The 15,334-nt window shown below is 38.3% G+C and carries 15 protein-coding genes and 2 pseudogenes; 14 read left to right on the top strand and 3 right to left on the bottom strand.

The features are described from left to right. The first annotated feature begins 5 nt into the window (after positions 1–5). Genes rsmG through CYAN7822_RS13730 form a run of 4 tightly spaced genes read left to right on the top strand, consistent with a single transcriptional unit; the run spans position 6 to position 1,998 of the window. Entirely contained in the window at positions 6–737 is a 732-nt protein-coding gene (gene rsmG / locus CYAN7822_RS13745; RefSeq protein WP_013322877.1) for a 16S rRNA (guanine(527)-N(7))-methyltransferase RsmG, read from the top strand. A gap of 38 nt (positions 738–775) precedes the next feature. Beyond that, a complete protein-coding gene (petJ, locus tag CYAN7822_RS13740) occupies positions 776–1,111 on the top strand; it encodes a cytochrome c6 PetJ (protein WP_041933730.1) in 336 nt (111 codons plus the stop codon). 42 nt (positions 1,112–1,153) lie between these two features. Further along, positions 1,154–1,555 carry an MAPEG family protein gene (locus CYAN7822_RS13735; RefSeq protein ID WP_013322875.1) on the top strand — a complete coding sequence of 134 codons (402 nt, stop codon included), beginning with the start codon at positions 1,154–1,156 and terminating at the stop codon, positions 1,553–1,555. Between the two features lie 23 nt (positions 1,556–1,578). Then, entirely contained in the window at positions 1,579–1,998 is a 420-nt protein-coding gene (locus CYAN7822_RS13730) for a ribbon-helix-helix protein, CopG family (RefSeq protein ID WP_013322874.1), read from the top strand. Positions 1,999–2,069: 71 nt separating this feature from the next. On the opposite strand, the gene CYAN7822_RS13725 is transcribed toward CYAN7822_RS13730, so the two are convergent. Further along, complete coding sequence (locus CYAN7822_RS13725) at positions 2,070–3,215, bottom strand: polysaccharide pyruvyl transferase family protein (protein WP_013322873.1); 1,146 nt, start codon at positions 3,213–3,215, stop codon at positions 2,070–2,072. A gap of 459 nt (positions 3,216–3,674) precedes the next feature. Between CYAN7822_RS13725 and CYAN7822_RS37705 the strand changes: the two are divergent. From CYAN7822_RS37705 to CYAN7822_RS13710, 5 genes and pseudogenes are all read left to right on the top strand, one after another. Further along, a pseudogene (locus CYAN7822_RS37705) lies at positions 3,675–3,827 on the top strand (DUF6464 family protein); the annotation flags it as partial. A gap of 770 nt (positions 3,828–4,597) precedes the next feature. After that, positions 4,598–6,493, top strand: coding sequence for a group II intron reverse transcriptase/maturase (locus tag CYAN7822_RS13720; protein WP_013322871.1), 1,896 nt, complete (start codon positions 4,598–4,600; stop codon positions 6,491–6,493). 97 nt (positions 6,494–6,590) lie between these two features. Then, positions 6,591–6,824, top strand: a pseudogene (locus tag CYAN7822_RS35715) (DUF6464 family protein); the annotation flags it as partial. Between the two features lie 283 nt (positions 6,825–7,107). Then, the gene (locus CYAN7822_RS13715) at positions 7,108–8,412 is read left to right on the top strand and encodes an AAA family ATPase (protein WP_013322870.1); all 1,305 of its coding nucleotides are present in this window, start codon (positions 7,108–7,110) and stop codon (positions 8,410–8,412) included. Continuing rightward, complete coding sequence (locus CYAN7822_RS13710) at positions 8,413–9,060, top strand: RloB family protein (RefSeq protein ID WP_013322869.1); 648 nt, start codon at positions 8,413–8,415, stop codon at positions 9,058–9,060. A 106-nt stretch (positions 9,061–9,166) separates the two neighbouring features. Here CYAN7822_RS13710 and CYAN7822_RS13705 read toward each other — a convergent pair whose 3' ends face one another. Together CYAN7822_RS13705 and alaS are read right to left on the bottom strand one after the other, a co-directional pair. Beyond that, on the bottom strand, positions 9,167–9,427 hold the full coding sequence (locus CYAN7822_RS13705) for a transcriptional regulator (protein WP_013322868.1): 261 nt from the start codon (positions 9,425–9,427) through the stop codon (positions 9,167–9,169). A gap of 229 nt (positions 9,428–9,656) precedes the next feature. Then, positions 9,657–12,302, bottom strand: coding sequence for an alanine--tRNA ligase (gene alaS / locus CYAN7822_RS13700; RefSeq protein WP_013322867.1), 2,646 nt, complete (start codon positions 12,300–12,302; stop codon positions 9,657–9,659). A gap of 311 nt (positions 12,303–12,613) precedes the next feature. Between alaS and rpmH the strand changes: the two genes are divergently transcribed. From rpmH to CYAN7822_RS13680, 5 genes are all read left to right on the top strand, one after another. Next, on the top strand, positions 12,614–12,760 hold the full coding sequence (rpmH, locus tag CYAN7822_RS35710; protein WP_013322866.1) for a 50S ribosomal protein L34: 147 nt from the start codon (positions 12,614–12,616) through the stop codon (positions 12,758–12,760). A gap of 37 nt (positions 12,761–12,797) precedes the next feature. Continuing rightward, entirely contained in the window at positions 12,798–13,169 is a 372-nt protein-coding gene (gene rnpA, locus CYAN7822_RS13695; RefSeq protein WP_013322865.1) for a ribonuclease P protein component, read from the top strand. After that, entirely contained in the window at positions 13,159–13,551 is a 393-nt protein-coding gene (locus CYAN7822_RS13690) for a PH domain-containing protein (protein WP_013322864.1), read from the top strand. The genes rnpA and CYAN7822_RS13690 overlap by 11 nt, the downstream gene beginning before the upstream one ends. 102 nt (positions 13,552–13,653) lie before the next feature. Then, positions 13,654–14,802: a membrane protein insertase YidC gene (yidC, locus tag CYAN7822_RS13685; RefSeq protein WP_013322863.1), complete on the top strand. Its 1,149-nt coding sequence runs from the start codon at positions 13,654–13,656 to the stop codon at positions 14,800–14,802. A 6-nt stretch (positions 14,803–14,808) separates the two neighbouring features. Further along, the gene (locus CYAN7822_RS13680) at positions 14,809–15,300 is read left to right on the top strand and encodes a Jag family protein (protein ID WP_013322862.1); all 492 of its coding nucleotides are present in this window, start codon (positions 14,809–14,811) and stop codon (positions 15,298–15,300) included. The last annotated feature ends 34 nt before the right edge of the window (positions 15,301–15,334 follow it).

Below are 15,334 nucleotides of genomic sequence, written 5' to 3'. Positions count from 1 at the left end.
CGATCATGACTGAGCTACAGCAATTACCGCTATTTAAGCAAATTTGGCAAGAAAGTTTACACTGGCAACCTAATGAGCAACAACAAGCTAAATTTCAACGTTTATATACAGAAATTTTGTTGGCTAATCGTCAGTTGAATTTGACTCGCATCATTGAGCCTGAAGAGTTTTGGGAAAAACATCTTTGGGATTCTTTATCTGGGGTTGTTCATTTAGGTTTAAAAACTGACAATTTGTCAGTAATTGATATTGGAACTGGAGCCGGTTTTCCTGGGGTTCCTGTAGCCATTGCTTTTCCCGGTTGGACAGTGACTCTATTAGACTCTGTTCAAAAAAAGATGGTTTTTCTTAATAGTTTAGTCTCGGCAATGGAACTAGAAAATACTTCCTTATTAACCGAACGAGTAGAAATGATTGCACAGGATAAAAAATATCGAGAAAGCTATGATATTTCTCTAATTCGCGCAGTGGCTTCAGCTTCTATTTGTGCTGAGTATGCATTACCTTTATTAAAATTAGGAGGACTGGCAATTTTGTATCGAGGACATTGGAGTGCCGAAGAGAATTTATCTTTAAAAACGGTTGTTGAGCAATTAGGAGGAAAAATAGAGGAAGTGAAACAGTTAACGACTCCTATTACTAAAAGTATTCGCAATTGTGTTTATATACGCAAAATTTCTGCAACTCCTAAACAATATCCTAGAGCCGTCGGAATTCCTCGACAAAAGCCTCTTTGAACTGAATTAAATTGATTAAATGAGAGACGATGATTAAAATGATTAAAAAGATAGTTATATTAGCAATGGTTTTATTAATTCAGTTGGGAAGTTTACCCGAGGTAGGATTAGCCAGTGAAATAGGAGAGGGAGCAAAAATATTTAATACCCATTGCGCGGGATGTCATCCCAATGGAAATAATATTATCAGACGAGGAAAAACCCTACAAGCTAGAGCTTTAAAAAAATATAAAATGGATTCCCTAGAAGCCATTTCTAATTTAGTCGCTAATGGGAAAAATAATATGTCAGCTTTTAAAGAACGGTTAAGTGAACAAGAAATCAAAACAGTCGCTCAGTATGTTTTAGAACAAGCCCCAAAAAATTGGCGTTAATAGGGTAAAATAAATTAAGAAAAACATCATGGTTCAGTTGCTATGTTTCCCTTTCCTAGTTTAGTTACGGCCTTAAGTTTACTTGTTTATCTAGTTTTAACGATTAATGTAGGTCGTGCTAGAGGAAAGTATAAAATATCTCCTCCAGCTACTACAGGAGACCCCAATTTTGAACGAGTATTGCGGGTTCAACAAAATACTTTAGAGCAATTAATCTTCTTTTTGCCGCTTTTGTGGTTGTTTTCTTTTTATGTTAGTCCTTTATGGGGAGCCGCCATAGGTGCAGTTTGGTTGGTCGGCCGTATTTTATATGCTTGGGGATACTATCAAGCCGCCGAAAAAAGAGCGCTCGGATTTGCGATCAGTTCTTTAAGTAGTATGGTATTACTCGCCGGTGCTATCGTAGGCATTATTATAGAGTTATTCAATTCTTTTAAGGGATAAAGAAAATTATTCTGGTTAAGGTAATGACAGATAAAAACAATGAATTTTTAGGAGCAAAAGTTCCTCAAGAATGGATCAATCAATTTGAAAAACTCGCCCAACAGTCAGGACGTTCTGTAACTGAACTGGTGAGAGATGCCTTAGCGCAATATATCGGAATTGATGCTAGTTCATCTAAAGTGGTTTCTCAGCTAGAACAGGTACAAATTGAATTGAAATTGCTCAGACAAAAAATTGCTGAGATGGAATTATATAAAACTCAGATTAGAGAATTATCCGTTAGATTAGCGGCTGTTGAACAGAGTAGAGGAAAAGAGCGAAGTCAATTTTTGTCTCCTAATTCTCTATCTTTTTCTCAATCTTCATTAATTAAAAGCGAAACAGAAGAAGATGAAGATTATGAAGATGAACCGGATGAAGTTCTAACGGATTTTTTGCCCTAATCAGGTAAAAAATAATCGGTTTTAACCGCTATCAAATACAAGAGAAAGACTCAGGGATTTTAAGGGATTTTCTAACTAAAAATTTCAGTAAAATATTGCTTCGCAAGATCTTGTTGTTTTCGACGTACATCAGCGATTTTTTGTTTCCACAAATTAATATCTTTTGAAAACGCGAGGATTTGTTGGTCTTCAACAGTATCCTTGCCGATATCAATAAGTAACTCCTCCAGGCCTGCATCATTAAAGATTCCAGTAATCTTATCATGATTTACCTTGTCTATAACACCTACAGGTAAACTACCACAGCTAAGTGAAAAGAGCAAAACATGAAGACGATTGCTAAAAACCATATAGGCATTAGAGTATAAATCATACATTGATGATTCGTCTAGTATCTGTTCTATAAATGTCACATCAATTGAAGTTTGATAACGTTGTGCAATGGTTTTACAAAATTGATAATCTTGATCTACTTGATAAGAAATAACGAGTTTTTTAGACCATTGTAACCGTGCTATTTCAACAATTTTATCCAAGACGTTGAAAAGCTGTTTTTGGTAATTTTCTGATGGAGCAAAAGCATGAGTTGATGAACGATAACTAAATATTATGTAGTCACTTTCTTGTCCGTCCTTATGTAAATATTTCTGAGAATCAACTTCCATTAACCAAGCTAAATCTGGAAATAGATAAACATTTTTAACACCTATTTTATGAGCATATTCTTTTGAGATATTATCTCTAACTGAGTAAAAATACATTAATTTAGATTTCCAGACTTCATGAATCATCAATGGCTTTGAAAAAGGCCCTATAGAAATTCCAAATTGACAGAGCCGAATTCCGAATATTCTAAGAATACTATTAATCAAGATAAATTTTAGTAAGGGAAGCGATTGAAAAAACGAAGGTTTTGCGTAGCGATGTCCAGGAGTGAAAACCTGATATATTTTTTGATTGTTTGGCTGATGAAATAAACTTTTTATCCTCAGCAAGATCATTAAATAATTAGGTTTCAAAGTAAATTGACTAATTTTTTCATCGGGTTCTATTCCCAAGTTTTTTAAATAATCATCAGGAACTTCTCTACTATCCACTAACAATTTTCCGTATTTCCTAAGATAAGTCAACAGAATTTTGTTAATCATCAAATCGCCTAAATTATTATAAGCAGTCTGAGCAGAATAAAAAATCAAGTTTTGGCTATTCTGATTCATCTAACACTAACTCCATAATTAATAGCTTAAATTTAAGTCTGTAATATTAAAATGTATTTCATTATACATTTTAAAGAATTAGTAGCTTAAGATTAAGTCTGTAATATTAGTTTATATACTAGGATACACTCTAAGTTTATCACTTAATATGAAAGACTTAGCAGTTAAATTGGGTTTTCAAAGCGGATAGGGGCGGAACTTGTTGTGACGACAGCGAGAATGATGCCGAAGCAGTTCGAAATCCGTGATTTCCTCTTGAAAGGCCCCGTCTCAGATTTAAAAATCTTGCTCTGAGCGGTAGAGAAGGGGCGGGCCCACCACCCTGTCCTATTCCCTAGGATATAATCTTGTTAAAGGTCAAACGAGTATTTAAACTTAGAAAAAATGTAAACGATGCCAACTAACCCGAAGGGATCGCGTTACTATTTTTAACAGTAGTCTAGAATACATCGAACCCTTATGGACGACTCATTACCAACGGAGATTATACTGACGCATCCACGTCAGTCTCTCGGAAAAATACAACTTGACTGGATGCCTCAACCCGGAAGTTATTTAGAATTAAAAGGAAAAACTTACGCGGTTTTAGAACGCCACCATCACTATCAATACGTGCGATTCGTTGGTTAAGAAATCAACCAAAATCCTTACCGGATATAGGTTTGAGGGATTAGCCTTCAAGGTCAAAACCAAAACTTAACGAATATCCTTTGTTAAGAAAGGTAACGAAAAAGTGATGCGGATATCCGAACACTGAAGTAGAAATAACCGAACCTTGAAAACTGTATAACCATGTAGGTGAGAAAGTATCCTAGAAATCAAGTCCTACCCTCGCGTGTATCGAGTGAAAGCGTATCCCCCAAGGTAGCGACTAGCCATCAATCCTTGACGCGGGGAAATATGGGGTTAAGTCTTAGTCCTCACAGACGACACCCCTAGCAGGAATCTATGGAGAGCGAAAGCAAAGCTTCATTCAATGCCATCGAAAAGTGATAAAAATTGGTAGCGAAAGAGGAATGACACGCTGCGTTCAAAATGAACAAGGGAAAGTCAGTAAAGAAGAACAAATTTACTGAATACACAGATGAACTTAAACGTATTGATTAAGTTTATACACATCCAAAATCCCCGGTGGTTCAGAAGCCTCCTAACGATTCAAAACCTGGTAGAAATACTAGATGGTTATACGGAACGAAGTAACTTCCTTACAAGCTCTCTGAGAGGTCGAAAACTCAGAGTAGTCAGCTAAGACGCAAAATCTAGAGAAATCTAGGCTGTAGGGAAGGGAGATTGAGTTAGAAGCCAACGCCTTACGGTAATGGTAAGGATATGCTGACGAACTCACGATTAATTGGAAGATAAAGCTGTAAGTAGAGGTTAATATGCCTAAAACAGATTCAACTAGGAATACTGTGGGATGTGGACAAACCAAACCAGCAATCAAATGGGAAGACATTCCCTGGAGAGAGTTGGAACGGCGAATCTATAAGCTTCAGAAGCGGATTTATCAAGCTGCTAGTCGTGGCGATGTTAGAACAGTCCGAAGACTCCAAAAGACCCTTTTACGCTCTTGGTCAGCGAAGACGTTAGCGGTAAGAAAGGTAACTCAAGACAATCAAGGCAAGAAGAGAGCAGGAATAGATGGAATAAAATCCCTCTCCCCGTCCAAACGCCTAAAACTTGTAAACCGACTAAAACTAACGGACAAAGCAAAACCCACGAGAAGAGTTTGGATACCCAAACCCGGAAGGGACGGGGCGTACAAGCCCCCGAATCGAATTCGGGGGACAGCCCCTCACGAAAAGCGACCTCTAGGAATTCCTTGTATGTCCGACAGGGCACTACAAGCCCTAGTCAAGTTAGCATTAGAACCCGAATGGGAAGCTTATTTTGAACCCAACTCATACGGTTTTAGACCAGGGCGCGGATGTCACGATGTCAAAGAAGCAATATTTAACCAAATCCGATATAAAGCAAAATATGTGCTAGACGCGGATATAACTAAATGCTTCGATAAAATTAACCATGAAAAGCTTCTCCAGAAACTAAACACCTTTCCAACCTTGCGAAGACAAATCAGAGCTTGGTTAAAAGCAGGTGTAATGGATGGAGGAAAGCTATTTCCAACCGATGAAGGCACACCACAAGGAGGAGTGGTGAGTCCATTATTAGCCAATATAGCCCTTCACGGCATGGAAGAAATCATAAAATCGTTTGCAGAAAACCCAGGAGACTTCAAAAAGGAATTCTCCCGAAATGACAGAAGAGAGAGAAAAAAATCAATCTCCCTAATCCGATACGCAGACGATTTCGTCCTAATTCACGAAAGCCTAGCAATAGTGAAAAAGGGTAAAGAGATAATAGAAACATGGTTAAAGGAACTAGGGCTAACATTAAAACCCGAAAAAACAAGAATCACACACACCCTCGATAAACATCAAGGCAATGTCGGATTCAACTTTCTAGGATTTAATGTAAGACAATATCGATGTGGAATCCACAAGGACATGAAAAACCCAAAAGGAAAACATTTGGGATTCACCCTAACAATTAGACCACAAAGAGAAAAAATCCTAGAACACTACAAAAAACTAAGTGACATCGTAGATGCCCATAAAGCAGCCCCACAAGCTGCCTTAATATCCAAGCTCAACCCAGTAATAAGAGGATGGTCAAACTACTACAGAACCGTAGTAAGCAGTGAAGAAAAATCGCTATTAGACTTCCTATTATTCAAAAAATTATCAAGTTGGGCAAAAAGTAGGCATCCAAACCAAGGGGTCAAAGAAATAATGGAAAAATACTGGCACAAAAAGAAGCTTGGAAAATGGAACTTCTGCACAGTAAAAAACGGAAAACCAGAATTTGAGCTTCTCAAACATTCCGAAATCCGAAAAAAAATACATAAAAAGGTGGAAGGAAAAGCCAGCCCATACAACGGAGATCTAATCTACTGGAGTACAAGAAAAGGTGAAAATCCCTTAATGCCCACAAAGTATGCAAAACTACTCAAAGAGCAAAACGGGAAATGTAACCAATGCGGACTGTTCTTTAAAGACGGTGACAACTTCGAGATTGACCACATTATTCCGAAATCCCTAGGAGGAAAGAATAATAAGGAAAATAAACAACTATTACACCGTCATTGCCACGACAAAAAGACTGCCTCTGACGGAAGTCTCGGCAACAAATCTGACTGTAATAGTGTCAAGCCAAAATCACAATCAAACACCCTTAAATATAAATGGGTAGATGATATGTTGGTGACGCAGTTCTAATGACAAAGACCAATTAATTGAGGAGCGGTATGAGGTGAAAGTCTCACGTACCGTTTTGAAGACGAGTCGGAGAGGCGACTCTCCGGCTTAGTTTAATAAAATAGGCGGCTATAGTCTACACAAAATTTCCCTTTATGTACAGTCTGCCAAATGTCCCCAAGAACGAACGCTAGTGGATGGACGATGGATCATTGGGGATAGTAATTGTCGTTTTAATGCTAACTCAGAAATTCTACGCTGTGCCGTAAATCCTGAAGGCCCTTGTCAAGGTTGCCGCTTTTATGAATTTCAGGAGATCGGGACAAGTGAAAAGCCAAGGAATAATTCTTAATCTCAACATAGCGCGATCGCCCCTAAACTTGATTTATGGGGCGGCTTGTGTAAGTAGCGGCAATTCAAAATTATTTTAGGGAAAAACTTAATTATTAAATTCATTTTTACTAACCTTAACATTAGGAAATATAAACAAGTGGCATATATAGCGTAAATGTTCCAGCTTGTGCGCTAAATATGCCGTATAATGGAATTTTTATAAATAATAAAAAATTAGTATAATAACTAAATAATTTGTGATTTTACACAAATGAATTTAAAATCAATTTGGAGAAATTACTATGCTGATAGAATTCAGCGTTGGAAATTATTTATCATTTAAGGATACTGTTACTTTGAGTATGGTAGCTTCTGAAGTAGCAGCCAAAAATGAAAAATTAAATGAAAATAATGTCTTCAAGGTTGATGATGAGCTAAGTTTGCTGAAGAGTGCGGCTATTTATGGAGCTAATGCAAGCGGCAAAAGCAATTTAATAAAAGCTCTTAAGTTTATGCAAAATTTTGTCATAAATTCATCAAGAGGAACTCAAATAACAGACCCAATTGATGTAGAAGAATTTAGATTAAGTACCACAACAGTTGGGAAACCTTCATTTTTCCAGATCGTTTTTTATTTAGAAGAAAAAATTTATAGATATGGGTTTGAAGTCGATAAAAATCAAGTTATTTCTGAGTGGCTTTTTCAGACACCCAAAATTGCAGAGAGAAAACTCTTTGAACGAAAGTTAAATAAATTCAAAGTCACAAAAACTTTTAATGAAGGCGAAGGATTAACTGAAAAAACTAGAAAAAATGCACTGTTTCTTTCAGTTGCTTCTCAATTTAATGGCAAGATTTCTAATAAAATATTGTTTTGGTTTAATAATATTCATATTATATCTGGATTACACAGTAATAGAATGTATAGAAAAGATGCAGTCGAGTATTTTAAAGATAATGAATATCAGCCCCATATTATTAAATTAATTAAAAAGCTTGATTTAGGAATTAATGATATTAAACTTGAAACAATAAAAACAATAGAAAAAGACTTTCCTCTATGGCGAGAATTACCGGACGAAGAAAATTATAGTTTGCTCAGAAGATTATTAGTAGCAAATGAAGCTGATGTTTTTAAAACTATTCATAAAATATATGATGAAAATGGTAATGCTGTGTCACGAGCAATTTTTGATATGGATAAAAATGAATCAGAAGGAACCCAAAAAATATTTGCTTTTGCCGGAATTATTTTAGATGGTTTAAAAAAAAGAAAAATTTTGTTTATTGATGAATTAGACGCTAGACTTCATCCATTAATGACTAGAGAAATTATTACTTTGTTTAATTCTAATGAAACAAATTTTAATAATGCTCAACTTATTTTTATTACTCATGATATTAATTTACTAAGTTGTAAATTTTTCCGAAAAGAGCAAATATGGTTTACAGAAAAGAATAAAAAAGAAGCTACAGATTTATATTCTTTAGTAGAATTTAACATTAACGATGAAGCTCAGAACTCCTTGAAAAGTGATTATATCAAAGGAAGATATGGGGCTATTCCCTTTATTGGTGATTTGGTTCAAATCATAGGAGATGTTTAAATGTCTCCTAAAAGATCATTAGTAAGTTCTAAAAATACATTATATCGTGGTTATCAAAATAGACGAGAAAAAACCAAAGAAATTCGTCAACGTTTTTTAATTGTTTGTGAGGGAGAAAAAACAGAGCCTAATTATTTTAAAAGTTTTAGAGTTCCTAAAGAGGTTATGGATATTCGTGGAGTAGCACACAATACAGTTAGCTTAGTCAAAAAAACAATCAAAATCCAAAAAGAAGAAAATGATTATGATCAGGTTTGGTGTGTATTTGATAAAGATGATTTTCCAGCAGAAAATTTTGAGCAAGCTATTGAACTGGCCAAACAACATAATATTAAAGTTGCTTACTCAAATGAAGCTTTTGAAATTTGGTATATCTTACATTTTTGCTATCGAGATACTCCCATGTCTAGACAAGAATATCAAAATGCCTTGACTAAGCAATTAAAAAATGCTGGATTAATGAATAATAAAGAGAAATATCAAAAAAATAGTGTTGATATGTATGAAAAATTAGAAAACTTACAGGCTACAGCTATAAGAAATGCTAAAAAACTTCTAGAAGAGTATTCTTATCCGAATCCAGCTTATGATAATCCTTCAACAACTATTCACTTGCTAGTTGAGGAACTTAATAAATTTATAAATTAATTAAACTTGCTCTTTCTTCTTCAGTTATTTCTCGTTTACCTTCTAAAATTTTTTTAACTATAGATTCACTTTCAAATATATTTACTAAATCTTTTGGATGTAAATTTTACTCTTCCATTACCGCTTTAAGTAAATCCACTCCCTCAAGCTTAGGCATAGGTTTATGTTTCTCTTCATACTCATAAACCAGCATCCCAAAAACTCTTAAATAATCTTTTTCATCTTCGTTTAACAGACCTTTATCCAAAATGAAATTAATTCTGTTTTGATTAGCAATTAACTCCTCTTCATTGGTAATTGGACGAGGAGGAAAACTTGTAACTAACTCAAGATAATAATTGCTAGGTGTTTTTAAACCACTCATCATTTTTCCAATTCTCCTTATCGTACTCTGAATGAGTTAAATTTGTGGTGGGCAATATAACAGTAGATAAAACCTCAATCAAAAATTATCTATATTGCCTACCCTACAGTTTCTTTGCGCCCTTTGCGCCTTTGCACGAAACAAAAAAACTGTATTCATCTGCCGACAATTATCTTTAAAGACCGGGTGCGTTACGCTGCGCTAACACACCCTACAAAAGAAATGAGTTAAGTTACTTCAAACTATCAGCTAACTGTTTTTTAGCCGCACTTAAAGCATCCTTTAACTTACTGGGATCACGTCCTCCGGCTTGTGCCAAATTCGGGCGGCCACCTCCACCACCGCCGCAAATCTTAGCGACTTCGCCGATAAACTTACCCGCTTGTAACTTCTTCTCCTTCACCACTTTAGGACTAAAAGCCGCCACCAAACTCACCTTACCTTCAGCAGAAATTGCGCCCAAAATAACGGCCCCTTCGCCTAATTTTTGCTGTAATCTTTCCGCCGCCGTCATCAACCCATTGGGATCAACTCCCTCCATTTCTGCCACTAAAACCTTAAACTCTCCCACAGCATCAGCATTCGCTAATAACTGATCCGACTTAGCAATAGCTAACTCTTGTTGTGCCGCTTCTAACTGCTTGAGAGTCGCTTTTAATTCAGACTGTAAGGCCGTAATTCGATCACTAATCTCATTTGGTTTCACCTTAAAGCGATCGCATAAATCCTTAACCACTGTATCCCGTTCATTGAGATATTCCAACACCGCCGGACCCGCAACCGCTTCTATGCGCCGCACCCCTGAAGCAATACCACTCTCAGACATAATCTTAAACAGACCGATCTCAGCCGTATTTTTCACATGAGTACCACCGCACAACTCCATCGACACCCCAGGAACATCTAAAACGCGAACCTCAGCGCCGTATTTCTCCCCAAACATGGCCACAGCGCCCTTAGCTTTTGCCTCTTCTAAGGCCATAATATAGGTGTGAGCATCGTGTGCTTCTGCGATCCAACTATTAATTAAATCCTCAATTTGTTGTAACTCCTGTGGGGTAACTGCACGAGGACAATTAAAATCAAATCTGAGACGATCAAAAGTTACTAAAGAACCCGCTTGAGAAACCGACTCATCAACGATCTTTTTCAACGCCGCTTGTAATAGGTGAGTCGCCGTATGATGTGCTTGAACTCGACGACGACAAGCACGATCAATAGTTGCTGTTATTGTATCTCCTACGCTAACAGTACCCCGTTCAACTCGTCCAAAATGCACAAAGAAAGCTGATTCTTTTTGCACATCTTCTACCCGAATAACCAAATTCTCACCGGTAATATAACCTTTATCCCCAATTTGTCCCCCAGACTCGGCATAAAAAGGCGTTTGGTTGAGGACAATTTGAACCTCTGTGCCGGCTTCTGCTGAGTCTACGGTTTTTCCATCCACTAAAACCACTTCTATTTGAGCAACAGAGGCCGCATCTTGATAGCCTAAAAATTGGGTAGGATGAATATGTTCAGCCAGTTTATCTAAGCTACCCTGTACCGTTAAATCTATGGTTTCATGAGCGGCTTTTGAACGTTCCTGCTGTTTCTTCATTTCCTCATTGAATTGATCCTCATCCACCGTTAACCCCTGTTCTTCGGCAATTTCTTGGGTGAGTTCAAGTGGGAAACCGTAGGTATCATAAAGGGTAAACGCATCAACGCCGGAAATCTGTTTTTTCTTACGACGTTTGACATCAGCAATGATTTCTGAAAGAAGTTTTTCACCCCTTTCTAAAGTCACTAAGAAAGCGGCTTCTTCTTTTTGCAATTCTGCTTTAATGGGGGTTTCTCTGACTCTAACAATTGGATAGATATCTTCAGAAAGGGAGATGGCGACTTCTGCAACTTTATTAATAAAGGCTCCGTCAATTCCAATTAAGCGACCATGACGTACTACGCGACGGATGAGACGGCGCAGGATATAACCCCGTCCAACATTGGAAGCGGTAATCCCGTCTGCGATCATGTGAACGACTGCACGAACATGATCCCCGATAACTTTTAAAGAGATTTTGGTCTTCTCATCCGCCTTTTTGTAATCTATACCGGCAATTTCTGCGGCTGATTGGATGATGGGAAAGATCAGGTCGGTTTCGTAATTATTAGGGACTTTTTGCAGAATTTGGGCCATTCTTTCTAACCCCATCCCCGTGTCTATATTTTTGTTTTGTAGGGGGGTCAGATTTCCTTGGGCATCCCGATTATACTGCATGAACACCAAGTTATAGAACTCTATGAAGCGGGAATCATCTTCTAGGTCAATGTTTTTATCCCCTAATTCAGGATGAAAATCATAATAGAGTTCTGAACAGGGCCCACAGGGGCCAGTAGGGCCAGATTTCCAAAAGTTATCTTCTTCTCCCATACGTTTGATGCGGTGAGGAGGGATGCCAATTTTATCGCGCCAGAGTTCGAACGCTTCATCATCTTCTTGAAAAACGCTGACGATAATACGATTAGCCGGTAAACCGAAAACTTTTGTCGATAATTCCCAGGCCCATTTAATGGCCTGTTCTTTAAAATAGTCTCCAAAGCTAAAATTGCCTAACATCTCGAAAAAAGTGTGATGTCTGGCGGTTCGTCCCACATTTTCGATGTCGTTGGTGCGGATACACTTTTGGGAAGTGGTGGCGCGAGGATAGTCAGATTTTTGCTGTCCGAGAAAAATCGGTTTAAATGGGAGCATTCCCGCGATCGTTAGCAGTACGGTGGGATCTTCGGGGACTAGAGACGCACTCGGTAAAATTTGATGTTCTTTTTTAGCATAGAAATCTAGAAAATAAGAGCGGATCTCGCTTCCGCTAAGATGTTGAGGGGTGTCTGACATAAGATTACCAATCAGTCAATTTAATAAGTACCTATCTTTATTGTGACATTAAGTCATTAGTCATTAGTCATTAGTGATTAGGGAACACGGCGGCCGCCAAGCACTAGGCACAGGCTATCTTTTGCCTGACAGGGAACAGCGAGCAACTAATAGACCTCTTGCACTAATCATCATTACTAATCTCACCAAGGACTAACGACTAATGACTAATAACTAATGACTGATGACTTATCAAAAACTGTTATAATTAACGATTGTGTCTTTTAATGTCTAGGCGCAGTATAGTTTATGAGATAGGAGGTTAGAAGGTCGTGACGAAACGTACATTAGAAGGAACTAGCCGTAAACGTAGAAGAGTCTCAGGTTTTAGAGCTAGGATGAAAACCATAAATGGCCGCAAAGTCATTCAAGCTAGAAGACAAAAAGGCCGTCATAAATTGAGTGTATCCGAAGGTTAAGTAGTATACTCGTAGCAAAAAACGGATAGCTGTTGATTTGGGATTACCTCAAGAACATCGACTCAAACGCCGACAAGACTTTCAAAAAGTCTATAAACAGGGGGGGCGCTACTCTAGCCCTCATCTAATTATCAGAACCCTGTTTGAGGCGTACCTTGAAAACTCCATAGGGAGTCAACCCAGTTGTTTTGGAATCTCTGTCAGTCAAAAAGTCAGCAAAAAAGCTGTGGGGCGAAATCGTCTTAAACGGCTCATTCGCAAAGCTATTCGTCAACTTCTCCCTGAAATTGCTCCTGGTTGGAAGGTAGTTATCGTGGTCCGTGCCGGATCACTCGAGTGCAAATACGAACATTTTTTGCGAGAATTAAAGCAGTTGTTAATTAAAGCCGAGATAATCCATGGGCATTAAAGAGAATACTTTTTATGAAGGCGGTCCTCACATTGGCGATCTGATCATCAATATTTTACTGGGATTCACGGTTATTTGTTTACCTTTGACCGTCGGAGCAATTGTTCGTGCTATTTGGTTGCGCTATCGTATTACTGATCGTCGAGTTTCAGTCACAGGGGGATGGATGGGACGTGATCGCACGGACATTATCTACACTGATATTGTGAAAATTGTCACAGTCCCTAGAGGCATTGGCCTATGGGGAGATATTGTGATTACACTCAAAAATAGAAGTCGTCTAGAATTGCGTGCTATGCCAAAATTCCGAGAAATTTCTGACTATATGGCCCAAAAAGCTGCCGATAAAACCGGTAAATCTGTAGAAGCAATTAAAGCCTAGTCAAAGTTTTCTGGGTTACTTTACCCATCAACAAGGCATAAATTTTAGATAAATTAGACAACAGAAAACCCAATAAATAAGCAAACTCTAAACTTTAAACGAATGGACTTTGGTGTCGGATTTATTTCTACAAATATCATGTTGCCGATCCTGGACTTTTTCTACAGGATTGTGCCTAGCTATGGTTTTGCGATTATTGCCTTAACCTTAGTAATTCGTTTTGCCTTATATCCTCTCAGCGCTGGACAAATCCGCAATATGAGAAAAATGCGGATTACTCAGCCTTTGATGAAAGAACGGCAAGAAGAAATCCAAAAACGTTATAAAAACGATCCTCAAAAACAACAAGAGGAAATGTCGAAGATCATGCAGGAGTTCGGCAACCCCTTAGCCGGTTGTTTACCCCTGCTGCTGCAAATGCCTATTCTGTTTGCTCTGTTTGCTACTTTACGGGGATCGCCGTTCTCGGATATCAACTACACAGTGGACGTACAGATCCTGCCCCGCGAGCAGATTGAACGCATTGAACCTCAAACCTTTGCCACCAAACCCCAAAATATTTACATCAGCGATGGTGTTCATTATCCTATTGCTGCCCTCTTGCCTGGGGGAAATAAGTTAGGAGTTGGTGACACAACAAGGGTGGAGCTTCAAACCCCTGAAGGCAAAGCATTAGCTCAATTAGCCACTGATGCCCCAGAAACCCAACTGAAGCCCAAGTATACAGTTACTAAAGGCGCAGAACGGTTACAAGTAAACGAAGATGGAACAATTACAGCCTTAGCAGCCGGAGATGCCACCATTCAGGCTACTATCCCAGGCATTGCGGCTAATACCGGTTTCCTCTTTATTGAAGCTTTGGGAAGAGTGGGCGCTGTCAACGATGATGGCTCCATCAATTGGGATATCCTTGGAATGGTTCTGTTTTTTGGTATAAGCATTTATATCAACCAGGAATTATCCGGTTCTCAAACTGGAGCCTCTAATGCACAGCAACAACAACAGGCCGTTAATAAAATCACCCCGGTTATTTTCAGTGCTATGTTCCTCTTCTTCCCGTTACCGGCTGGGGTATTAATGTATATTGTGGTAGCTAACATTTTCCAGACGATTCAAACCGTCATTTTAATGCGGGAACCTTTACCAGAAAATCTCCAAAAATTAGTTGAGCAGCAAGAAAAAACCGAAAAAGGACGAGAAGCACTGCCCTTTGAAAAACGTTCAAAGAAGAAAGAGAAAACATCGGGATAACACAGAATGAGGGATCAGCAAATTGAAAGAGGAAAAGAATGGTTAGAAACCTTACTAGAACTAATGGGCATCTCAACGGAAGTTAAAGTTGGAGAAGATATTATCGAAAGCTCTCAACCGAGTTCTTGTTGGCTAATTGTAGATCATACCCAACTGAGTCCTGAACAAACTGAACTTTTAGTCGGGTATCGAGGAGAAGGTATAGATGCCATTCAATACTTAGCCAATACTATACTCAATTTGGGTACAGAGTCCGAAGAACAACAAGCCTTTACCGTTGAAATTAATGGCTACCGTCTTAAACGACAAGCTGAACTTTTGGCCTGGGCTAAACGAGTGGCTGATCAAGTGCGTCAAACCGGTCAAGAAGTGGAAATGAAATCCCTTTCTTCGGCTGAACGTCGCCAAATTCACACCTTTTTGAAAGATGCTGAAGACCTAGCCACCGAAAGCCGAGGACAAGAACCTGATCGCCGCTTGGTGGTGCGCCTCCGATAGTCTCTGGAAAATTATATTTGGCTAAATCCTCTCT

Source organism: Gloeothece verrucosa PCC 7822, assembly GCF_000147335.1.
GTDB lineage: Bacteria > Cyanobacteriota > Cyanobacteriia > Cyanobacteriales > Microcystaceae > Gloeothece > Gloeothece verrucosa.
Note: the sequence above shows the minus strand (reverse complement) of the source record. Positions and strands in the feature narration are given on the sequence as shown.